The 21,264-nt window shown below is 71.8% G+C and carries 21 protein-coding genes; 11 read left to right on the top strand and 10 right to left on the bottom strand.

What is annotated here, in order from left to right:
* Positions 1 to 16 precede the first annotated feature (16 nt).
* A complete protein-coding gene (locus GXW74_RS05165; protein WP_211845224.1) occupies positions 17 to 1,336 on the bottom strand; it encodes a glycosyltransferase family 4 protein in 1,320 nt (439 codons plus the stop codon).
* A gap of 360 nt (positions 1,337 to 1,696) precedes the next feature.
* Here GXW74_RS05165 and GXW74_RS05160 point away from each other — a divergent pair, with 360 nt between their 5' ends.
* The 9 genes from GXW74_RS05160 (at position 1,697) to GXW74_RS05120 (ending at position 10,181) form a co-directional block, all read left to right on the top strand.
* A complete protein-coding gene (locus GXW74_RS05160; RefSeq protein WP_211845222.1) occupies positions 1,697 to 2,125 on the top strand; it encodes a PaaI family thioesterase in 429 nt (142 codons plus the stop codon).
* Between the two features lie 100 nt (positions 2,126 to 2,225).
* Positions 2,226 to 2,927, top strand: coding sequence for an isochorismatase family cysteine hydrolase (locus tag GXW74_RS05155; protein WP_211845220.1), 702 nt, complete (start codon positions 2,226 to 2,228; stop codon positions 2,925 to 2,927).
* Entirely contained in the window at positions 2,924 to 3,919 is a 996-nt protein-coding gene (locus GXW74_RS05150; RefSeq protein ID WP_211845219.1) for an asparaginase, read from the top strand. The genes GXW74_RS05155 and GXW74_RS05150 overlap by 4 nt, the downstream gene beginning before the upstream one ends.
* Positions 3,920 to 4,071: 152 nt before the next feature.
* A complete protein-coding gene (locus GXW74_RS05145; protein WP_408903856.1) occupies positions 4,072 to 4,824 on the top strand; it encodes a YoaK family protein in 753 nt (250 codons plus the stop codon).
* 389 nt (positions 4,825 to 5,213) lie between these two features.
* A complete protein-coding gene (locus tag GXW74_RS05140; protein ID WP_211845218.1) occupies positions 5,214 to 5,834 on the top strand; it encodes an HD family hydrolase in 621 nt (206 codons plus the stop codon).
* A 462-nt stretch (positions 5,835 to 6,296) separates the two neighbouring features.
* Complete coding sequence (locus GXW74_RS05135; RefSeq protein ID WP_211845216.1) at positions 6,297 to 7,190, top strand: amidohydrolase family protein; 894 nt, start codon at positions 6,297 to 6,299, stop codon at positions 7,188 to 7,190.
* Between the two features lie 325 nt (positions 7,191 to 7,515).
* A complete protein-coding gene (locus GXW74_RS05130) occupies positions 7,516 to 8,529 on the top strand; it encodes an NAD-dependent epimerase/dehydratase family protein (protein ID WP_211845214.1) in 1,014 nt (337 codons plus the stop codon).
* On the top strand, positions 8,526 to 9,497 hold the full coding sequence (locus GXW74_RS05125) for a tripartite tricarboxylate transporter substrate binding protein (protein WP_211845212.1): 972 nt from the start codon (positions 8,526 to 8,528) through the stop codon (positions 9,495 to 9,497). The genes GXW74_RS05130 and GXW74_RS05125 overlap by 4 nt, the downstream gene beginning before the upstream one ends.
* Positions 9,498 to 9,560: 63 nt before the next feature.
* The gene (locus GXW74_RS05120; protein WP_211845210.1) at positions 9,561 to 10,181 is read left to right on the top strand and encodes a hypothetical protein; all 621 of its coding nucleotides are present in this window, start codon (positions 9,561 to 9,563) and stop codon (positions 10,179 to 10,181) included.
* Positions 10,182 to 10,205: 24 nt separating this feature from the next.
* On the opposite strand, the gene GXW74_RS05115 is transcribed toward GXW74_RS05120, so the two are convergent.
* The 5 genes from GXW74_RS05115 to GXW74_RS05095 all read right to left on the bottom strand — a co-directional run bounded on the left by GXW74_RS05115 (position 10,206) and on the right by GXW74_RS05095 (position 15,348).
* Complete coding sequence (locus GXW74_RS05115; RefSeq protein ID WP_211845208.1) at positions 10,206 to 10,862, bottom strand: sulfotransferase family 2 domain-containing protein; 657 nt, start codon at positions 10,860 to 10,862, stop codon at positions 10,206 to 10,208.
* Complete coding sequence (locus GXW74_RS05110; protein ID WP_211845206.1) at positions 10,862 to 11,557, bottom strand: sulfotransferase family 2 domain-containing protein; 696 nt, start codon at positions 11,555 to 11,557, stop codon at positions 10,862 to 10,864. Before GXW74_RS05110 ends, GXW74_RS05115 begins: the two co-directional genes overlap by 1 nt.
* Positions 11,558 to 11,991: 434 nt before the next feature.
* Entirely contained in the window at positions 11,992 to 13,338 is a 1,347-nt protein-coding gene (gene der / locus GXW74_RS05105) for a ribosome biogenesis GTPase Der (protein ID WP_211845204.1), read from the bottom strand.
* A gap of 10 nt (positions 13,339 to 13,348) precedes the next feature.
* Positions 13,349 to 14,689: an outer membrane protein assembly factor BamB family protein gene (locus tag GXW74_RS05100; RefSeq protein WP_211845202.1), complete on the bottom strand. Its 1,341-nt coding sequence runs from the start codon at positions 14,687 to 14,689 to the stop codon at positions 13,349 to 13,351.
* Positions 14,689 to 15,348 carry a tetratricopeptide repeat protein gene (locus GXW74_RS05095; RefSeq protein ID WP_338148142.1) on the bottom strand — a complete coding sequence of 220 codons (660 nt, stop codon included), beginning with the start codon at positions 15,346 to 15,348 and terminating at the stop codon, positions 14,689 to 14,691. The genes GXW74_RS05100 and GXW74_RS05095 overlap by 1 nt, the downstream gene beginning before the upstream one ends.
* Positions 15,349 to 15,456: 108 nt before the next feature.
* Here GXW74_RS05095 and GXW74_RS05090 point away from each other — a divergent pair, with 108 nt between their 5' ends.
* Complete coding sequence (locus tag GXW74_RS05090; protein ID WP_211845199.1) at positions 15,457 to 15,987, top strand: hypothetical protein; 531 nt, start codon at positions 15,457 to 15,459, stop codon at positions 15,985 to 15,987.
* Here GXW74_RS05090 and GXW74_RS05085 read toward each other — a convergent pair.
* The 4 genes from GXW74_RS05085 to radA all read right to left on the bottom strand — a co-directional run bounded on the left by GXW74_RS05085 (position 15,970) and on the right by radA (position 20,333).
* Positions 15,970 to 16,689 (bottom strand): SDR family NAD(P)-dependent oxidoreductase, encoded by a 720-nt coding sequence (locus GXW74_RS05085; protein WP_211845196.1) that lies wholly within the window; start codon positions 16,687 to 16,689, stop codon positions 15,970 to 15,972. The two genes, GXW74_RS05090 and GXW74_RS05085, sit on opposite strands and share 18 nt — an antisense overlap.
* Positions 16,690 to 16,856: 167 nt before the next feature.
* Entirely contained in the window at positions 16,857 to 18,317 is a 1,461-nt protein-coding gene (gene purF, locus GXW74_RS05080) for an amidophosphoribosyltransferase (RefSeq protein WP_211845194.1), read from the bottom strand.
* Between the two features lie 9 nt (positions 18,318 to 18,326).
* The gene (locus GXW74_RS05075) at positions 18,327 to 18,887 is read right to left on the bottom strand and encodes a CvpA family protein (RefSeq protein ID WP_211845193.1); all 561 of its coding nucleotides are present in this window, start codon (positions 18,885 to 18,887) and stop codon (positions 18,327 to 18,329) included.
* A 33-nt stretch (positions 18,888 to 18,920) separates the two neighbouring features.
* Positions 18,921 to 20,333, bottom strand: coding sequence for a DNA repair protein RadA (gene radA / locus GXW74_RS05070; RefSeq protein ID WP_211845191.1), 1,413 nt, complete (start codon positions 20,331 to 20,333; stop codon positions 18,921 to 18,923).
* An 89-nt stretch (positions 20,334 to 20,422) separates the two neighbouring features.
* Here radA and GXW74_RS05065 point away from each other — a divergent pair, with 89 nt between their 5' ends.
* Positions 20,423 to 21,229, top strand: a complete 807-nt coding sequence (locus tag GXW74_RS05065; RefSeq protein WP_211845189.1) for a tetratricopeptide repeat protein — start codon at positions 20,423 to 20,425, stop codon at positions 21,227 to 21,229.
* Positions 21,230 to 21,264: the final 35 nt, after the last annotated feature.

The raw sequence follows: 21,264 nt of genomic DNA, 5'->3' as shown, positions 1-21,264 counted from the left end.
GCGGGGTGCGGCACCTTCATCGCAGGCCAAACCGTCCGGCGATCACGGGTTCGGGCGCCCGCGAGGGCACAGGCTGAGGCCGCCGCGCCCGCGCGGTGACGGCGACCGATGCCGGGACCATGCGCGCGGCGACATCCTGCAGCAGCCCCTCCACGGCGGCGAAGTGGTCCTCCCAGGAGGGCGGCGACCAGCTTCGCAGGCGGGCGAGCTGGGCGGCGCGGGCGCGGCTGTCCGGCGCGGCATAGTCGAGGATCATGCGACGCCAGCCCGCCCCGTCGAGCGGGTCGAGATATTCCGGTACATCGCCCCCCAATTCCCGCAGCGCTGGAAGGTCGGAACCGATCACCGGCGTGCCGGCGGCGAGTGCTTCGGCCAGCGGCAGGCCATAGCCTTCCGCGAAGGACGGAAAGAGCAGCGCGCGGCTGCCGGCGAGCAGGGACGCCACCTGCGGGTCGGGCAGCGAGCCAGCTTCCTCCACCAGGCCGCGCAGGAGGGTGCAGCGCTCGAGCAGGTCGAGCACGTTTTCGTTCTCCCACCCGCGTCGGCCGACCAGGATGAGCCGCGGCGCGGCCGGGCCCCACTTGGCCGCGAAGTCGCGCCACAGATGCAGCAGCAGCAGGTGGTTCTTGCGCGGCTCGATGGTGCCGATCGAGACGAAGTAGGGCGAGGCGGTGCCATCCTGCGGCAGCGGGCCGGGCAGGATGCGCTCGATCCCGAGCGGGGCGACGAGCATGGGCGGCGTCGCCGCCTGTTGGACCAGGTGCGGCCGCAGCACCGCGGCGGTGGCGGCGGAGTTCACGATGATGCCATCCGCGAGCGAGGCGACCGTCGCGAGCCGCTGCAGATGCTGCATCGCAACACCTGGGCGGGCGTATTCCGGATGCGTCGCCGGGATCAGGTCGTGGACCAGCGGGATGAAGGCGGCACCGGCGCGGCGCAGTGCTTCGATCGGCTCGGGCTGCTCCATCAGCCGGTGCGACACGAGCAGGAAAAGTGTACGGCGTTCCCGCTCCATCACCTCCGCCAGGCGGCCGCGGCCACGGCCGAAGGTGAGGCTGGCAAGGGCGACCAGGCCAGTGCGCCGGGCAGCCCTGCAGGCGGCCGCGGCATCCGGCCCGCCCGCCCAGGCGGCGCCGAGCTGCTCCGCCAGGGCCAGGACCAGCCGCCGCGGCACCGACGCGTAACTGCCGCGCGGCCCGCGCGCCGCGAAGGTCACCCGTGCGGGCGGCGCGGCCAGCCAATGCCGCACATAGGCAGCCTCGACGCGATCGATTCCCGATGGCGCGCGACGGCGCCCGCAGGCAAGAAACCGGGAGACGTCCAGCACTACGTGCATAGCATCACCATCCATTCCCGATCACGGCCAACCGGCACGCTGTTCCGCCCTGGGCTTCGTCGTGCCGCACTCCCGGTGCCGGAGCGGGGCGATGATCCGGAGATCGGCCCCCGCCGAGAGGGATGCGGATGATCTTAATTCTCGTCAAATAGATTATTCTTGTGACAAGATTTTGGAGATCATTACGCGAATTGCAGCTACGCAATGATCAACTTAATGGTTCTTGAATTGGCTGCCAAGGTCAACCCTAGCGCCTGTGCTGCGCATGCGAAGGTCACCCTTTCGCGCCAACCGCCCTTGCCGCTCGCACGTTGGCGTGACAGGCAGCCAGGCAGCGCGCGGACACCCGAGGGGAGACACATGAGCATCTGGCAACGCCCAGCCGAGGCAGCGGCGATGGAGGCGCGATTCGCGGGCAGCCTGCCGGGTCTCTTCGGCATCCGCATCATCGAGGTGGGGCCCGATTTCATCCGCGCCGAGATGCCGGTGGACGAACGCCACGCGCAGCCCTTCGGCATCCTGCACGGCGGCGCCTCGGTCGTGCTGGCGGAGACGCTCGGCAGCATGGCGAGCGCCCTGACCCTGCCCGAGGGCCGCATGGCCGTCGGTCTCGAGGTCAACGCCAACCATGTCGCTTCCGTGCCGAAGGGCGAGACGGTGAGTGCCATCTGCCGTGCGCTGCATGTCGGGCGTTCGACGCAGGTCTGGCAGACCGAGATCCGCCGCGCCGATGGCAAGCTTGCCTGCGTCTCCCGCCTGACGACCGCGATCGTCGATCGCCGCGGCTGAACAGGCCGCCGGTTGCGGTGGCGGTGGGCTGCCGATAGCGTGCCGCGCGGAAACGCAGAACGTCGCCGGCGGCCCGCTGAACCCGGGGGAGACCGCCCGCATGCATCCTTTGAACATCCCGCCCGAGATCGTCGCCCGCGTCGAGGCGCGCTGCGGACGCGCGCATCCCTTCGACGACCTCGACCCGCGCCGCACGGCCTTCGTGGTGATCGACCTGCAGGTCGGCTTCATGGATCCCGCCATCAGCCATGCCTACTGCCCGATGGCTGAACATATCGTTGCTGCGGTCAACCGCCTGGCCGCGGCGGTGCGCGAGACGGGCGGCGGCGTGTTCTGGATCCAGAACACCCACGATGCGCGTTGCGACACCGAATGGAGCGTGATGCAGCGGATGGCGACGCCCGCGGCCCGCGCGCGCCGCGTCGCGGCGATGACCGAAGGCAGCCCCGGCCACGCGCTGTGGCCCGCGCTCGATGTGCGGGCCGAGGACGAGAAGGTGCTGAAGTACCGCTTCAGCGCCTTCATCCAGGGGTCTTCCGACCTCGCAGCGCGCCTGCGCGCGCGCGGTTTCGACACCGTGCTGATCGGCGGCACGGTGACGAACGTCTGCTGCGAAAGCAGCGCGCGCGACGCCATGATGCTCGATTTCCGCACCGTCATGGTGGCGGACTGCAATGCGGCGAACAGCGATGCGGAGCACAACGCCTCGCTCGCCTCCTTCTGGAACATCTTCGGGGACGTGATGACCGTGGAACATGTGATCGAGCGGCTGCGCATCGGCGCGGCGGACAAGGCGGCATGAGCGCGAAGCCGAAGGTCGCCGTCATCGGCACGGGCGGCACCATCTCCTCCGTCGGGCGCGGGCCGCTCGACCTCATCGACTACGGCGCGGCGGGGCAGGTGCTCGACGTCGATGCCGTCATCGCCCGCGTGCCGGAACTCGCGCTGGTGGCCGATGTGCTGCCCGTTCCCTTCCGCGCCATCGCCTCCACCGCGCTCGGCTGGCCGGAATGGAAGGAGTTGCTGCTGATCTGCGACCGGCTGGTGGCGGAGCACCCCGACCTCGCCGGCATCGCCGTGACGCACGGGACGGCGACACTTGAGGAGACGGCGTATTTCCTCTCGCTCACGCTGAAGATCCCGGTGCCGGTGGTGCTGGTGGGCGCGCAGCGGCCGGCGAGCGCGCTGGCCGGCGACGGGCCGATGAACCTGGTCAACGCCGTGCGCGTCGCCGCCGATCCGCGCGCACGGGGCCTCGGCGCGCTGGTGCTGCTGAACGACGAGATCCAGGCGGCGCGCGAGGTGACCAAGACCTCCACCCTGCGCCTGCAGACCTTCCGCACGCCGGATTTCGGCTGCCTCGGCCACGCCGATGCCGATGAGATCTGCTGGTACCGCAAGCCGCTGCGGCGGCTGGCGCCGGACACGGAATTCGACGTGCGCGGGCTCGATGCCCTGCCGCGCGTGGACATCGCCTATGCCTATGCCGGGGCGGATGGCGCGGCGATCGACGCCTTCGTCGCCGCCGGCGCCAGGGGCATCGTCAGCGCCGGTTTCGCGCCGGGCTTCGTCACGCCGGCCATGGCGGAGGCGATGGAAGCGGCGGTGCGGCAGGGCGTCGCGGTGGTGACGTCGAGCCGCGCCGGGTCGGGCCGCGCCGCCAGGACGACCAGGGGCGCGAGGGCGGGCTTCGTGACGGCGGACAACCTCACGCCCCAGAAGGCGCGCATCCTGCTGTCGCTCGCGCTCGCCGCAGGCGCGACGGACCTCGACCGCGTGTTCGCGACCTACTGACCGGGCCTGGCCGGCGCGGCCGCACAGGGCAGGGGGACCACCCCCTGCGTTCCGCCGCGCCATCACACCCGGGCTGCCATCCTCACCGCCGGATGCGGCCATGCATCCGCCGCATCTCAACGAGCGGGGGCTGATCGCGTCTAATGGAGACCATGCAGAAGACTGCAATCGGAGAGGCGGCGCGTTGGCGGGCCGCCGCGCGGCGCATGTTGCACGCGGAGGCGACGGAAGCGCAGCTCGGCCTCACGCTCTGCTTCGTCGCCGGCGCCATCAATGCCGGCGGCTTCCTGGTCGTCGGGCAATACACCTCCCACATGTCCGGCATCGTCTCGGCGATGGCGGACCACCTGGCGCTCGGGATGGGAACCCTCGCCGCGGCCGGGCTGGTCGCGCTGCTCTCCTTCATGGCCGGCGCGGCCCATTCCGCCTGGCTGATCAATTTCGGCCGGCGCCTTGGCTGGCGCAGCCGCTTCGCTCTGCCGCTGCTGGTCGAGGCGGCGCTGCTGCTGTGCTTCGGCCTGATGGGGGCGCTGCTCGACAGCCAGGTCGTCGCCATCCCGGTCGTGCCGCTGCTGTGCTTCCTGATGGGGCTGCAGAACGCGTCCATCACCAAGATCTCGGGGGCGCGGATGCGGACGACGCATGTCACCGGCATCGTCACCGACCTCGGGATCGAGATCGGCAAGCTGTTCTACTGGAACCGTGCCGGCGATGCCCTGCCGGGGCCGCTGGTGCGCGCGGATCGGGCGAAGATGCGCCTCCTGGGCGGGCTGCTCGGCTGCTTTGCCCTCGGGGGGCTGGTCGGTGCGGTGTGCTTTGCCTGGATCGGCCTCGCCGCCTGCCTGCCGCTGGCGGTTGTGCTGCTGGTGCTGGCGAATGCGGTGATCCCCTCCGATGGCGCTTGATCCGTCGCGCCGCGCGGGTCCCGGCGCGGCACGCCGGGGCTGCTTCCGCTCGGCCCGGTTCGTGGCAGCCGCGCCGCTCGCCCGCTTTCGCGGCCGTCATCGCCCCGTCGGCTGATACCCGCCGGCGGGATCCGCCCGGTCGCCCCCGGCCCGCTGTCCCGCGGACGTCATTTCCGGGCGAGCGGCCCTTCTTCCTCTAGCCCGCCCGCCGCCTTCGCCGCCGGTGCGACGAAGGGGGGTGGACACGACACCGGGCTTCCGGTCGTCATGCCGGGGTGGGGTATCGGCTTGAGACAGGCATTCGGCAGAGGCGCGCATGGCCTTCGAGGTCCCATCCGGTCCCGGAGAGGGAGGGCGAGCGATGTCGGCGCAACCGACCGGTCCCGCTGATGGCTGACCGCGCCTGGGTGCGCCTGCCCTCCGGCCGAAGGCTCGACCTGCTGTCGCCGACGCCCTTCGACTGGACGGACAAGGATCTTGCCGCGGGACTCGCCCGCACCTTCCGCTGGGGCGGCCATTCCGCCTGGCCGGAGCCGCTGTCGGTCGCGCAGCATTCGCTCACGGTGCTCGCGTTGCGCCGCCGCCGCACGCGCCATCGCCTGACGCCCATCCAGGAGCTGCGCGAACTGCTGCACGACGCCGATGAAGGGCTGATCAACTTCGATTGCATCTCGCCGCTCAAGCCTTTCCTCGGGCCGCGATTCGCGGAGCTCCAGGCGCGTCTTCTGGCGGTGATCGCGGCGCGCTACCGCCTGCCGGCCTGGACGCCGGAGGAGAAGCGCGCCCACAAATCCGTCGATGTCGCGGTGGCGGCGGGCGAGGCCGTGCACGTCGTCGGCTGGACCGCGCAGGAGGTGCGCGAGACGCTCGGCATCCGCGCCGCGGTGATGGCGGAGGATCCGCTCGCCGTGCGCTACGGGGACCCGCCCTGGCGGCCCTGGGCGCCGGACGTGGCGGCGGCGCGCTTCCTCGAGGAACTGACGGCGCTCCAGGCGCGGGCAGGCGTGTGAGAGGGCGTTTGAGAAGTCCGGCACCGGCCCGCACCCCAACCCGGCCAACCATTCCCGGATAGCGACGTGGGTGGCCGGGTAGGGGTGCGGGCCGGTGTCCGACCCGGAAACGCGCCGCACGGCGCCGTTCCAAACAGACTCCGAGAAGCCGCGTGGGAATTGCGGGGCGGTGCCGGCATCGGGAACGCGCCATTCGGCGCATTCCCGGGGGCGGTTTCCGAGGGTCGCGGCGCCGCGAGCATCCCCGGTCGTTCATGCACCCTGGGTTGTCGCCGCGGAAGGGTCGTCCCTATCCTCGCGGCCGCCATGGCTCCCGGAGATTGCTGCCGCCGTGATGTCCTCGCCCCCCCTTCCGCGCCGTGGTCTGATCGCCGCCGCCTCCGCCGTCGCCGCTGCGCCGGCCGGGTCGCGCTGGAGGAACACTTCATCGTCCCCTCCTTTCTCGACTACCTGGCGCATGCCATGCCGCCCGTCTCGCGCGAGGTGCATGATGCGCTGATCCGCCAGCTCTCCGATTTCGGCGAGGAACGGCTGGCGGCGATGGACAGTGCCGGCGTGCGGATTTCGGTGCTCTCCATCTCCGGTCCCGGGGTGCAGATCGAGCGCGACACCGCGACCGCCATCCGGCTGGCGGCGGGAGCGAACGACATGCTGGCGCGAGAGGTCGCGAGGCGGCCCGACCGCTATGCCGGCTTCGCCCATCTCGCCATGCAGCAGCCGCGCGCCGCGGCCGATGAGCTGGAACGCTGCGTCCGCCAGCTCGGCTTCCGCGGCGCCATGGTGAACCACCACACCAATGGCCTCTATCTCGACGACCCGCGCTACGACGTGTTCTGGGAACGGCTGCAGGCGCTCGACGTGCCGCTCTACCTGCATCCGGACGACGGCTTCGTCACGCCCCATGTCCTGCAGGGCGCGCCCGAACTGACCAAGGCGACCTGGGAGTGGACGACGGAAACCTCCACCCACGCGCTGCGTCTCATCGTCTCGGGCGTCTTCGACCGTTTCCCGCGCGCGCAGGTGATCCTGGGTCACATGGGCGAGACCCTGCCCTACGTGCTGTGGCGGCTCGACAGCCGCTATGCGCTGACCGCCACGGACCGGCGGGTGCGGCGCAAGCCGTCCGACGACATTCGCGGCAATTTCCGCGTCACCACCTCGGGCCAGCGCTCGGAGGTCCCGCTGAAGGCGGCGCTCGCGGCCATGGGACCGGAACGGGTGATGTTCTCGATCGACTACCCCTATGAATCCTCCGAGGTCGCGGGGCAGTTCATCGCCACCGCGGACATCGCCGAGGATGTGCGCGGCCGCGTCGGCGGCGGCAACGCCCGGGCCTTGCTGCGACTGACGGCCTGATGCCGGCCAGCCTCGGCGGCATGGGGCCGCCGGGCCGTCCGGAGGCCGGTTCCGCGGTGTCCCGGATGTCGTTCCCGGGTCGCAGGTCCGTGGCTTCGGCGGCCTGCCCGTCCGCCCTCTTCCCGATGATCGGGGCGGATTCCGCGGGCGGCGCGCTGGAGCAGAACCCGATCGGGTGGAATCGCCCGATCGGGTGAAGACGCTCGTGAAATCAGGAGGCCAGTGTGGTTGCCGTGAGCCGGGGCGAAGGGAAGCCGCTCTAGCCACCAGCGCGATCCCGCGCGATCATTTCCCGGGGAACACGTCCGAGAGGGATCGCAAGCGCATGACTGCCGCCGTGCAAGTCGCTGGCCACAAGTTCATCATCATCGGCGGCGCGAGCCTCGTCGGCTCCGCCACCGCCGCCGAGCTGCTCGATGCCGGCGCGTCGGAAGTGGTGCTGTTCGACAATTTCTCGATGGGCTCCGAACAGGCCATCGCGCACATCAAGGACAATCCGCGCCTCAGGACCGTGCGCGGCGACGTGATGCGCCTGCCGGACCTGCTGCGCGCGATGGAAGGCTGCGACGGCGCGCTGCTGCTCGCCGCCTACATGACGCTGAACATGGACCGCGACCCCTGGGGCGGTCTGGACGTGAACATCCGCGGCGTGCAGAACGCGCTGGAGGCCGCCCGCGCCAACAAGGTGAGGAAGGTCGTCTTCGCGTCGTCGAACGCCGTCTATGGCTACGGCCCGGGCGTGAAGGGCGACCTGGTCGAGGACACGCCCTTCCATTCCGTCGGCGCGCCGCCGGCCGCCATCCTCTACGGCGCGACCAAGATCATCGGCGAGCAGCTCTGCCGCGACGCCAGGCGTCGCTTCGGCCTCGACTACGTCGTGCTGCGCTACTCGACCGTCTATGGCGAGCGGCAGCACTACCGCGCCGCCAATGCGCTCTACATCATCGAGACCTGGGACAGGCTGAAGAAGGGCGAGCGCCCGCAGGTCTACGGCGACGGCTCCGAGACGAAGCACTTCGTCTATGTCGGCGACCTCGCGCGCGCCAACCGCATGGCCTTCGAGGCGGATGCGACCGACGTGGCGGTGAACACCTCCGGTCCCAGGCCCGTCACCACGCTGGAACTGGTGCAGATGGTCACCAGGCTCGCCGGCAGCGATCTGCAGCCCGAATTCATCGGCGACACGCCGGGCAAGGTGCGCCTCACCTCCGGCGGCGCCTTCCGCATCGCCCATGAGGAAGCCTTCAAGGCCATCGGCTGGAAGCCGCTGGTCGGGATGGAGGACGGCCTGCGCCGCCTGATGGCGTGGATCGACAGCAACGAGGGGAGGACAACATGACAACGACCAGAAGGACGCTGCTGGCCGGCGCGGGCGCGGCACTCGCCGCACCCGGCCTCGCGCCGGCGCTTGCCCAGACGAACCGCTGGCCGGAACGGCCGGTCGAGATCGTCGTCGGCTTCGTGCCCGGCGGCGCCACCGACCTCGACGCGCGCGCCGTGGCACCGCTGCTGGAAAAGCGCATCGGCGGGTCCGTCGTGGTGGTGAACCGCCCCGGCGCCGGCGGCGAGGTGGCGCTCGCCTCGGTCGCGCGCGCGCGACCCGACGGGCATGTGCTCGGCACCACCAACATGCCGGGGCTGCTCACCATCCCGATCGAGCGCCAGGCGCAGTTTAAGCTCGACGATTTCGCCGGCATCGCCAACATGGTCACCGACCCGACAGCGATCACCGTGCATGAGGACAGCCCCTACCGCACGCTGGCCGATCTGATCGCCGCGGCGCGGGCGCGGCCGGAGGCGATCACCTACGCCTCGCCGGGCGTCGGCACCGACGACCACCTGCAGCTCGTGCTGCTGCAGGCGCAGACCGGCACCCGCTTCACCCATGTCGTCTTCCAGGGCGACCCGCAACTGATGGCGGCTGTGCTCGGCCGGCAGGTGGATGCGATGGGCCTCAATCTCGGGCCGGTCTCGGCAAACCGCGACAAGCTGCGGACGCTCGCCATGGCCGGGGCGGCGCGCAGCCATTTCCGCCCGGACGTGCCGACCCTGCGCGAGCTCGGCCATCCGGTCGAGATGGCCTCCGAACGCGGCCTCGTCGCCCCCGCCGCGACGCCGCCCGCCGTGCTGCAGAAGCTGCGCGAGGCGATGGCCGAGGTGGTGAAGGACCCGGAATTCGTCCGCATCCTGCAAAGCCGCTTCACCGAGCCGCGCTACGAGGAAGGGGCCGCCTGGTTCACCCGCCTCGGCGGGCTGCAGGAAAACTATCGCACACTGTGGCAGCGCACGCCCTGGTCGCAGCGGTAGAGTCGATGGCGCCGGGCCGCGCCGCCCGCGCGCCATCCGGGTGCAACAGCAGGAGAGACATGCATGCCCTTTGCCACCGGCCTCATTCTTCTCGGCGAGTATGAATTCGGCTTCTCGACGACGCGCATCGGCTTCCCGAGCATCAGCGCCTGCCGTGCCATCCTCTACCAGACCACCACCGGCCTGTTCGGCTTCCACCAGGCGACCGGCTACGGGCCGATGAAGATCGACCGCGACGCGAAGAAATTCGCCAATTTCGTCAATGGCCATTCGGCCGGCGTGGGCACCGGGCTCAATCTCTATGTCGGCGCCAAGCTCGGTGCCGGCGGCACCTATTCCATGGGCATGCCGGGCATGCAGGAATTCGTCGCCGAGATCGGCGCCATCGCCGGCGAGCTGCGTTTCGACGGGCCGGCGCGCTGCTACGATCTCTCCTACGGCCGGCCCGGTGCGCAGGGCGTCTTCGTCGAATTCGGCGTCAATGGCGGGGCCTGCGACATGATGGTGAACGACTGGATCGAGCACCACGGGGACGGCAACAAGGGCGCGCCCCTCGGCAATGCCGGCGACCATGTGATCAGCCATGCGGGCAAGTCGGATTTCTCGATCCCGGCCAGCGTCTTCCTGCGCGCCGACACGACCAACCAGAAGCGCGTCGATCCGATCCCGGTCGCGCTGCGCTGATCCGCGCCGCGGCGCCGGCGCCGTTCACGCCCGCGCCGGGTCGCGCGCGTGTTCGGCGGCCCAGCGGGCCTGCGCCTGGCGGTAGAGTTCCACGTCGCGGGCATATCGGCCGGCGACGACCGCCCGTGCGTGGTCCGTCACCTTCGCCTTCACCTCGCCGGAGACATTGGCGATCGGCAGCGGCGCCACGATCCCGAGCCGCAGGCAGACCAGCCGCCAGGCCTCCGCAAGCCGCGTGTAGGGGGCGAGCACGGTGACCATCGGCAGCCCCGTCCCATGGTCGCAGACCAGCTCGGCCTGCGGCGCGAGGCTTTCGCAGGCCTCCTCCACGAAGGCGTCGAAGCTGTCGTGCACGGCGAGCCGCCGCTCGGCCTTGCCGGGATGCTCGTAGCTGCGGATCCAGCGATAGTAGGACACCATCCGGTCGAGCGGATCGCGCAGGATCGCGAAGGACAGCACCTGGCGGAAGCGGTCCTGGCCCATATGCGCGGCGATGTGCGCGGCCGAGGAGTGCTTGCCCATGTGCAGGTGCTCCTCGTACCAGTTGTCGAGGCTCACCCGCCACGCCGCCAGCACAACGTCGCCGAAGCGCAGGTTCGGCTTGTAGGCCTGCTCGATCGCCGTGCCGCCGGTCTTGGGCACATGCACGAAGCAGAAGTTGCGGCTCGGCGACCAGATCATCAGGCGGCCTGCCCCGCGCCCGGCTGCGATGCCGTCGCGGGCTGCGCCGGCTGCCCGGCGGAGAGGGGCACGAAATCCCGTTCCGCCGCCTCCACCAGCGCGGCGTCCCTGGCGAAGGTCTCGCGCAGCATTGCCCGCGCGCTGTCCGGCACCTGCACCCCGACCTTGCGGGAGGAGGCGTTGACATGCGGCAGCGCCGCATCGAGCCCGATCCGCGCGGCGACGCCCGCCCAGCCTTCCGCCAGGCGGCGGAAGGGGATCAGGTGGCTGACGATCACCGCGCCGGTCTGCGGGTCCGTCACCATGTCCACCTGGCGCAGGAAGAAGGTGCAGACCTTCTCGGCGAATGGCTCGAATTCCTTGATCTCACTGAGTTCGCGCTCGCGCTGGCCGCCATGCGTGCCGGTGTGGATCCAGCGATAGTAGGACACCATGCGATCGATCGGATCGCGGACCACGGCCACCGAGAGCACGCGATCGAAGTTCTGCCGCCCGGCCATCAGCCGGATACGCCGCGCAGGAGTGTGCTTGCCGATCGCGAGGTGCTTTCCGTACCAGTGGTTCATGCCGTGCTGGTGGGCCGAGAGGATGATGTCGCCGAAGCGCAGATGCGGCGCGTAGGCTTCCTCGACGGAGGTGCCGCCGGTCTTCGAGATGTGGATGAAGCAGAACTTCCGGCTCGGCGACCAGATCATCGCAGCGGCTTCCCGTCTTGCCCGGACCATCGCCGCCGTCGCGCTGCGCGCAGCCCGGCCAGCCCGAGTCTGCTGCCGTTTTCTTTCAACCCGGGCGACAGGGCAAGCCACCGCGCGGCGGCGGCCCGCCCGCAGGAAACAGGCGAGCCCGGACGGAAGGGCCGTCGGAGGATGCGCCGGGCGGCGCATGACTGATGCCGGCACCGGCCCGCACCGCCGACCGACCACCTGGCCGGGATGCAGTCGTTGGATGGCGGGGTGACGATGCGGGCCGGTGCCGGCATTCTCAATCGGTACCCGAGGGCCAGATATCGGCCAGCCTTTCGGCTGACGCAGTGTGAGAGCCCCGATCTGCCGCGCGGCCGCCACACCAGCCCTGCGCGCGATGCCGTCCGCCTTGCCGATGACGACGCCACCAGCAAGGCTCGGCGGCATCACTCCTCCGCGTAGGGGTTCCGCGTCCCGCGCAACTGCAGCCGGATCGGCACGCCCGGCATGGCGAAGGCCTCGCGGAAGGTGTTCACCAGATAGCGGCGGTAGTCCTCCGGCAGCTCCTCCGCACGCGTGCCGAAGACCGCGATGGTAGGCGGCCGCGCCTTGGGCATGGTGGCGTAGCGCAGCTTCACCCGCCGCCCGTCGACCGCCGGCGGCGGGTGGCGCGTCAGCGCCGATTCGAGCCAGCGGTTCAACTCGCCCGTGCCGATGCGCTTGTTCCACAGCGCGTAGGTGGCCCGCACCGTCGGCATCAGCCGGTCCACCCCGCGCCCCGTCGCGGCCGAGAGCGGCACGACGGAAATGCCCTTCATCTGCGCCAGCGAGGCGGTCAGCACGTCGTCAAGCTGCCTGCGCGTCGCGGCACGGTCCTCGACCGCATCCCATTTGTTGAAGGCGATGACGACGGCCCGGCCTTCGCGCTCCGCCAGGCGGGCGATGCGCAGGTCCTGCTCATCCATGCCGAGCAGCGCATCGACCACAAGGACGACGACCTCGGCCTCCTTCAGCGCGCCGAGGGTCGAGGCTACCGACATCTGCTCCAGCCGGTCCTGCACGCGCGCCTTCTTGCGCATGCCGGCAGTGTCCACCAGCCGCACCCGCCCGCCCGTGCCGTCGCGCCATTCCACCGCGACGGAATCGCGTGTCAGGCCGGGTTCCGGCCCGGTGATCATGCGCTCCTCGCCCAGCAGCGTATTGAGCAGCGTGGACTTGCCGGCATTGGGCCGGCCGACGATGGCGAGCCGCAGCGGGCGGTCGGGGTCGTCCGCCTTCTCCCCCGCTTCGTCCGGCGGCTCTCCGAGCGCCTCCGCCACCGCTTCGTGCAGCGCGCCGAGGCCCTCATTGTGCTCGGAGCTGATGGCGATGGGGTCGCCGAGGCCGAGTTCGAAGGCCTCCATCGCCGCCGCCGCGCCGCCACGGCCCTCGGCCTTGTTCGCCACCAGCAGCACGGGCAGCGAGGCGCGGCGCAGCCAGGCGGCGAAGGCGCGATCGGCCGGCGTCAGCCCCGACCGCGCATCGACCACGAAGAGCACCAGGTCCGCGGCGCGCAGCGCGGCCTCGGAGCTCGACCTCATGCGGCCCGCCACGGTGTCGGGCGGCGCTTCCTCGAGCCCCGCCGTGTCCACCAGCGTCACGTCCCGCCCGCCGATGCACGCCGGCGCTTCCTTGCGGTCGCGGGTCACCCCGGGCGTGTCGTCCACGATGGCGATCCTGCGCTGCGCCAGGCGGTTGAACAGCGTGGACTTGCCGACATTCGGCCGGCCGAGGATGACGACGGTGGGAGTCACGGGGCCGGGCTCAGCCGCCGCCGGCCAGGGCGAGCAGCGTCGCGTCGTCGGTGGCCGCCAGCAGCAGGTTGCCCGCGATGGCGGGCTGCAGCGACAGTCCCCCGGGCAGGGGTGTGCGGCCCTGCACGGCCCCGCTGGCGGGGTCGAGCGCCACCAGCTCCTCCCGGCTGGTGCCGACCAGCAGGCGGCCGCCCGCGAGCACGGGGGAGGACAGGTTGATCCGCTCCTGCGGCCGGTTGCCGCGCGCCTCGGGGCGCAGCGAGACCGCCCAGCGGACCTGCCCGCTGTCGCGCCCGATCGCCGCCACCTGGCCGGCATCGGTGGTCATGAACACCCAGTCGCCGGCCGCCCAGGGGGCTTCCGTGCCGCCCGCCTCCTGTTCCCACAGGCGGCGGCCGGAGCGCAGGTCGACGCAGATCGACAGCCCGCCCACGCCGACGGCAATGGCACGCCCGCCGCTGAGGACCGGGCTCGCGCGCACGCCGGCGATGTCGGACAGCGCGCCGGTGCCCGCCGCGGCGAGGCTTTCGCTCCACATCACCCGCCCGTCGCTGGCGCGGAGCGCGAAGAGCTCGCCGGAGGGGAAGCCGGCCACCACCGTGTCGCCTTCCACCGCCGGGGCGGGCAGGCCGAGCGGGATGGTCGTGGTTGGCGTCGCCCGGTGCTGCCAGACCCGGCTGCCATTCTCGGTCGAGAGGCAGACGAGCTGGCTCGCGACGGTCGGCACGAAGATGCGGCCGCCGGAGACGGTCGGCGCCCCGCGCGCCGGCGCCGGCAGGTCGATCCGCCAGCGCACCGCGCCGTCGGCGACGTTGAGCGCCAGCAGCTCGGCCAGGCCGGTGGCGACGTAGAGCGTCTCCCCCTCCAGCGCCACGCCGGCGCCGAGGGTGCCCACGTCGTCGTTTTCCCGCCGGCTGTCGCGGCGCCAGCGGCGCCCGCCGGTGGTGAGGTCGAAGGCGGAAACCTGACCGAAGGCATCGGCGACAAAGGCGCTGCCGCCGCCCGCGACCGGCCCGGCCACGAGCCGGCGGCGATAGGCGGTGCCGCTGCCGAAGCTGCTGCTCCAGGCGCGGCCGAGGGTGCGGCCGAGGGCCGGGTGGCCGCCGGCATGGGCGGCGTCTCCACCCATTTGCGGCCAGTCCGCACGCGGCGCCGGCGGGGGCAGCACGATGCCGGTCCCCTGGGCGGCGGAATCGGCTTCGAGCGTGCGCTCGGGCGTGGTCACGACGGCGCGGCGTTCGCCGGGAAAGGCTTCGCGGCGCTCGCCGAAGATCGAATCGATGGTCTCGCAGCCGCCGAGCAGGGCGGCGGCACCGAGCAGCGCCCCGCGGCGCGTCATCGTCCCGCGCATCAGCCGGCGATCCCGGCAGCGATGCGTTGGGCGCGTTCGCGGATGCCGCGCGGCGCCGTGACGTCGGCGGCCAGCGCCTCGAGCGAGCGCTTCGCTTCCTCCCGCTGGCCGGCGCGCAGCGCCACCAGGGCCGAGAGTTCCCGCGCCGAGGCGTTCCACGGCTGGTCCGGCCGCGCCAGCGGCGCGATGCGGGCGGCGAGCAGCGCCGGATCCGCGGTGTCGAGCGAGCGCAGCACCCACATCAGCGAGGCAAGGTCCCGGTAGAGCTGGTCGGCCGAGCCGTCGGCGGCGACCCGGTCATAGAGCGCCAGCGCCGCGTCGCGGTCCCCGGTCTCGGCGCGCAGCGCGGCCGCGCGCAGCAGGGCCAGGGTGCGGTACCCGGCGGGGCTGGTGGGCGCGAGCGCCTCGAAGCGCGCGGCGATGGCGGGCAGGTCGGCACCCTCGGCCTCGGCGGCCCGGTGGATGGCCATGAAGGTGGTCGCGGCGGCTTCCCGCTGGCGATTCTCGTACCACTGCCAGCCCTGCCAGGCGCCCACGCCCGCCACCGTCAGGACCAGCGCGCCGAGCACAGGTGTGGCCAAGCGCCGCCACAGCCGCTGGGCGCGCTCGGCGCGGAGGTCCTCTTCCACCTCGTCGAAGATGTCGGGCAAGTGCAGCACCCCTGATTGCCGGCCGGCGCGGTCCCGGCCCGGAAAGCGGCGGACCATACAGTCCCGTTGGCGGGGCGTTAAGCCCAGGCAGGGTCACATCGGCCGATGCGTCGCGCCATGATCCCGATCCTCATGCTGCTGGGTGGCTGCCAGGCGGTCGGCGCGCCGGGGGCGCCGCTGCTCGCCATCCCTGCGGCGGTGGAGGGCGTGTCGCTGCGCGCCTTCGGCCGTACCACCGGCGATGCGCTGGTCTCCCTGGTGACCGGGGAGGATTGTTCGATCGCCCGGATCGGCCGGGGGGAGGCCTATTGCGGCCGCGACGACCCGCCCGCGCCGCCGCCGGTCTGCACCCGCAGCCTCGGCGCGGTGGATTGCTGGACCGTGCCGCCCGCGGCCTGGCCGGCCTATCGCGGCGTCGCCGACGGGCCGGCGACGCTGAACGAGGCACAGGAGAACAACCGCATCGGCTGGACCGGGCGCATTGCCCGTAGCCTCGAACGCGCCGCCGCTGCCGCCGCGCCGGCGGAGCCTCCGCCGCCCCCGGCGCCGCCCGTGATCGTGCCGGGGTCGGGCGAGCCTTCCGCCGCGGTGGCCGCCCAGGTCGCCGCCGAGGCGCTGATCGCGCCGCGATCAGCCGAGGGGCGGTAGCCGCACGGTCTCGCCGTTGCGGGTCTCCTCCGCCTCGCACAGCGCTGCGATGGCCGGGGCGACATCCTTCGGCTGCCAGAGCCTCGACTGATCCTCGCCCGGCATGGCGGTGGCCCGCATCTGGGTGGCGACGATGTCGGGATCGAACAGGTTCACGCGGACGGCGGTGTTGGCGAGTTCCGCGGCCCAGGTCTGCACCAGGTGCTCCATCCCGGCCTTGGCGGCACCATAGGCACCCCAGTAGGGCTTGGGGCGCTGAACGCGGCCGGTGGTGAGGAAGACCGCGCGGCCCGCCGGCGCGGCGCGCAGCGGCGGCTCCGCGGTGCGGATCAGGCGCCAGGCCGCGGTCAGGTTCACGCCGACCACGTCCGCCCAGTCCTTCGGCGTGACGTGGGACACCGGCGTCAGCGTGCCCAGCGCGCCCGCATTGTGGACCAGGATGTCGAGCCGCCCGAAGCGTTCGACGATCGACGGGCCGATCATGTCGATCTTGTCGGCCTGCCGCACGAGGTCGAAAGGCAGCAGCGTCGCGGGCAGGCCGCCGGCGGCGCGGATGGCGTCGTCGGTTTCCTCGAGTCCGCCCTGGGTGCGCGCCACCAGCACGCATTGGGCGCCACGGCGGGCGAGCTCGACGGCGAGGGCGGCGCCGATGCCGCGGGACGCGCCGGTGATCAGGGCGACCTTGCCGGAGAGGGATGTCATGCAGGGCCTCATGCAGTCAGGGCGGGGAGGGCTCTGCCCTCCCCGGACCCCACCCGCCAAAGGCCGCAGGGCCTTTGGAAACCGGGACTTGGGTTATGGGGTCCAAGGGCCTTCCGGCCCTTGGCGGGGAGAGGTGCGGAAAGGGGCGGCGCCCCTCGCCGCCGGCTTCACTGCCCTGCGGGCGCCAGCAGCGACAGCTGCCGGTCCGAATTGTCCTGCCAGTCCGTCAGCGGGATGGCGTAGTCCCCGGTGAAGCACGCATCGCAGAATTCGGGCTTCGACGGGTCCCGCGCCGGCCGCCCCAGCGCGCGGTACAGCCCATCGAGCGAGATGAAGGCCAGGCTGTCCGCCCCGATGATGCGCGCCATCTCGGCGACGTCATGCTTCGCGGCCATGAGCTGCGCCCGTTCCGGCGTGTCGATGCCGTAGTAGCAGGAGTGCGTGGTGGGCGGGGAGGAGATGCGCATATGCACCTCCTTCGCCCCCGCGGCGCGCACCATCTCGACGATCTTGCGGGAGGTGGTGCCGCGCACGATCGAATCATCGACCAGGATGACGCGCTTGCCCTCGAGCATCGGCCGGTTCGCCGAATGCTTCAGCTTCACGCCGAGGTTGCGGATCTGGTCGGTCGGCTCGATGAAGGTGCGGCCGACATAGTGGTTGCGGATGATGCCGAGCTCGAAGGGGATCCCCGCCTCCGCCGCGTAGCCCATGGCCGAGGGGACGCCCGAATCCGGCACCGGCACCACGACATCGGCGGGCACGCCTGATTCGCGGGCGAGCTCGGCACCGATGCGCTTGCGCGTCTCGTAGACCGGCGTGCCTTCCATCACCGAGTCCGGCCGCGCGAAATAGATGTATTCGAAGATGCAGAACCGGCTCTCGTGGCGGCCGAAGGGCTTCACGCTGCGCACGCCGGAATCGTCGACGACGACGATCTCGCCGGCCTCGATGTCGCGCACGAATTCGGCGCCGACGATGTCGAGGGCGCAGGTCTCCGACGCCAGCGCCCAGCCGCCATTGGCCAGCCGCCCGAGCACCAGCGGCCGCACGCCGAGCGGGTCCCGCGCGCCGATCAGCGCGCCGTTGTGCAGCGCGACCAGCGAATAGGCGCCCTGGACCTGCTTCAGCGCGTCGATCAGCCGGTCCAGCACGGTCGAATAGAGGCTGATGGCGATGAGGTGGATGAACACCTCGGAATCGGTGGTGGACTGGAACAGGCAGCCGCGGCGCACCAGCGCGCGCTTCAGCGCCTGGGCGTTGGTCAGGTTGCCGTTGTGTCCCACCGCGAAGCCGCCGAACTCGAAATCGGCATAGAGCGGCTGGACGTTGCGCAGCGCCGTCTCGCCGGTGGTGGCGTAGCGGTTGTGGCCGACCGCGGCGGCGCCGCGCAGGGAGGCGATGACCTTGGCCTCGCCGAAATTGTCGCCCACCAGGCCGAGGCCCTTGTGGGCGTGGAAGATGCCCTTCTCATCGAGGGTGACGATGCCGGCGGCCTCCTGGCCGCGGTGCTGCAGGGCGTGCAGGCCGAGCGCCGTCAGCGCCGCGGCGTCGCCGCCGTTCCACACGCCGAACACGCCGCATTCCTCATGCGGCTTGTCGTCGTCCTGGTCGATGGTGGCGAGCATCGGCGGTCCTCAGTTTCGGCTGCGCGCGGGGGGGCGCAGCAGGTCATCGACGGTCGGCCCGCCGGATTCCGGCGGCTCGACAAGGCGTGGGCGGTAGGCTTCGGGCACCTGCTCGACCACGCGGCGGGACGCCTCGGCGACGAATGGCAGGCTTCGCGCCTCCTTCACGGCGGCGGGCCAGGCGTTGGTTTCCGGGGCGAACATCCCGGCGAGGATATAGGCCGCCACCACCAGGACCGCACCCCGCGCGGCGCCGAAAGCAAGACCCAGAACGCGATCGAGCCCGCCAAGGGCCGAATCCTGCACGCGGTCGGCGATCATGTTGGTGATCACCTTCAGGATCACCAGCACGACCAGGAAGACGGTGCCGGCGCCGACGGCATCGGCGACCCAGGGGGGGTCGATCCAGCCGGAGGTGATCGGCAGCAGATGCGGCCGGGCGAGGAAGGCCGCCGCCGCGGCGCCGATCCAGGCGCCCAGGCTCAACACTTCCCGCACCAGCCCGCGGAAGAACGCAACGGCCGCCGAGATCAGCACCACCGCCGCGAGGGCGCCATCAACCCATGTCATGTCGCGACCCTATAGCGACCGCCGCCGCCTGCGTCACGGGCCGGCGCGGCGGGGTTTGACGGTCTTTTCGGCAAAGACCGCGACGAGGTCCGCGAGGTGCCCCGTCTCGTGCAGCACGAGGCCCTGGGGCGGCGCCGGCGCCTTGCCCCCGCGCGCCACCCGGCGGGGCAGGGTGGCGGCGGAAAAGCCCAGCTTCGCCGCCTCCCGCAGGCGTGGTTCGGGTTGCGAAACCTGGCGGACCTCGCCCGAGAGGCCGACCTCCCCGAAATAGACCGCGCCGGCGTCGGTCGGCCGATCCGTCGCCGCGGAAACCAGGGCGGCCGCCACCGCGAGGTCCGCCGCGGGTTCGTTGATGCGCAGCCCGCCGGCGATGTTCAGGTAGACGTCGTTCTGCCCGAGCGACATGCCGCAGCGCGCCTCCAGCACCGCCAGCAGCATGGACAGCCGCCCGGAATCCCAGCCCACCACCTGCCGGCGGGGGGACCCGCCCGAGGAAGGCGAGAGCAACGCCTGGACTTCCACCAGCACCGGCCGGGTGCCCTCGATGCCGGCGAAGACCGCAGAACCGGAGACATTGCCCCGCCGCTCGGCGAGGAACAGGGCGGAGGGGTTGGCGACCTCGACCAGCCCGGTGCCGGTCATCTCGAAGACGCCGATCTCGTCGGTGGCGCCGAAGCGGTTCTTCACCGCGCGCAGGATGCGGAACTGGTGGCCGCGGTCGCCTTCGAAATAGAGCGTCGCGTCCACCATGTGCTCGAGCACCCGGGGCCCGGCGAGGGTGCCTTCCTTGGTCACGTGCCCGACCAGCACGATGGCGAAGCCGCGCGCCTTGGCGAGGCGGATCAGCTCGGCCGCGCAGGCGCGCACCTGCGCGACCGTGCCCGGCGCCGATTCCAGCGCGTCGAGCCAGACGGTCTGGATCGAATCGATCACCACCAGGGCGGCGTCGCTCTCGCCTTCCAGGCTGGCGACGATGTCGCGCAGGGCGGTGGCGGCGGCGAGCGCCATGGGGCTTTCGGTCAGGCCGAGCCGGGCGGCGCGCAGCCGCACCTGCTCGACCGCCTCCTCCCCGCTGACATAGAGAACGCGGCGGCCGGAGGAGGCGACGCGCGCGGCCGCCTGCAACAGGATGGTGGACTTGCCGATGCCCGGATCGCCGCCCACCAGCACCGCCGAGGCCGCGACCAGCCCGCCGCCGAGCACGCGGTCGAGTTCCGCGATGCCGGTCGGGATGCGCGGCGGCGGAGCGCTCTCGCCCTTCAGCCCGACGAATTCGACCCGCCGCCCGCCCCCGGCCTTGGCGGCGGGGCCGGGGCCGCGAGCCGGGGCGGGGGCTTCCTCGGCGAGGGTGTTCCATTCCCCGCAGCCCTCGCAGCGCCCCTGCCACTTGGGGTGGACGGTGCCGCAGGCCTGGCAGACGAAGCGGGTCTTGTCGCCGCGCGCCATCGCGACTCCATCCTGGCGGTTAGACTGGTGGCAGTAGAGGAGATGGCCCGCGAGGAACAAGCCTCGGGTCGCCGCAACCGGAGTCCGCCATGGCACGCAAGCCGACCGCCCGTGACCTCCATGCCCTCGAAGCCGCGCAGGACATCGCCTACCGCGCCTGGGAGGCGCCGAAGGCGAAGCGCCGGGCGCTGGCCGAGAAGGCCCTGGCCACCAGCCCGCTATGCGCCGACGCGCATGTGATCCTGGCCATGGAGGAGCCGGCGGGGTCGGCGGAGGCGCTCGCGCACTGGCAGCGGGCGGTGGCAGCCGGGGCCGCGGCGCTCGGCCCGGCCGGGTTCAGGGAGATGGAAGGGGAATTCTGGGGGTGGCTCGAGACGCGCCCCTACATGCGCGCCCTGCACGGCCTGGCCGGTGCGCTGTGGGCCGCCGGCCAGGCGGAGGACGCCATTGCGCAGGCGCGCGAGATGCTGCGTCTCAACCCGAACGACAACCAGGGCGTGCGCTACGAGTTGCTCGGCTGGCTGCTGGCGGAGGGACGCGACGACGAGGTGGCGGCGCTGATCGACACCTATCCGGAGGAAGGCATGGCTGTCTGGCCCTGGGCGCGCACGTTGCTGGCCTTCCGGCGGGAGGGCGCAGGCCCGGCGGCGGATGCCGCCCTCGCTTCGGCGATCGAGGCCAACTCGCATGTCGCGCCGCTGCTGGCCGGGACCAAGCGGCGCCCGAAGCGCCCGCCGGCCATGTACGGCTGGGGCGATGCCAATGAAGCGGCGGTCGTCCTGGAGGAGATCGGAGCCGGCTGGATGCTGACGCCCGGCGCGATCGCATGGCTCAAGGCTAAGCTGCCGCCCGTCCCAGCCCGCCGGCCATCTCATACCAGCGGCACGGGTTCTTGACTCGTGCCGAGGCCGCGAACGCGGCCTGCCTGTGG

This window comes from Neoroseomonas eburnea (assembly GCF_018129005.1).
Lineage (GTDB): Bacteria > Pseudomonadota > Alphaproteobacteria > Acetobacterales > Acetobacteraceae > Neoroseomonas > Neoroseomonas eburnea.
Note: the sequence above shows the minus strand (reverse complement) of the source record. Positions and strands in the feature narration are given on the sequence as shown.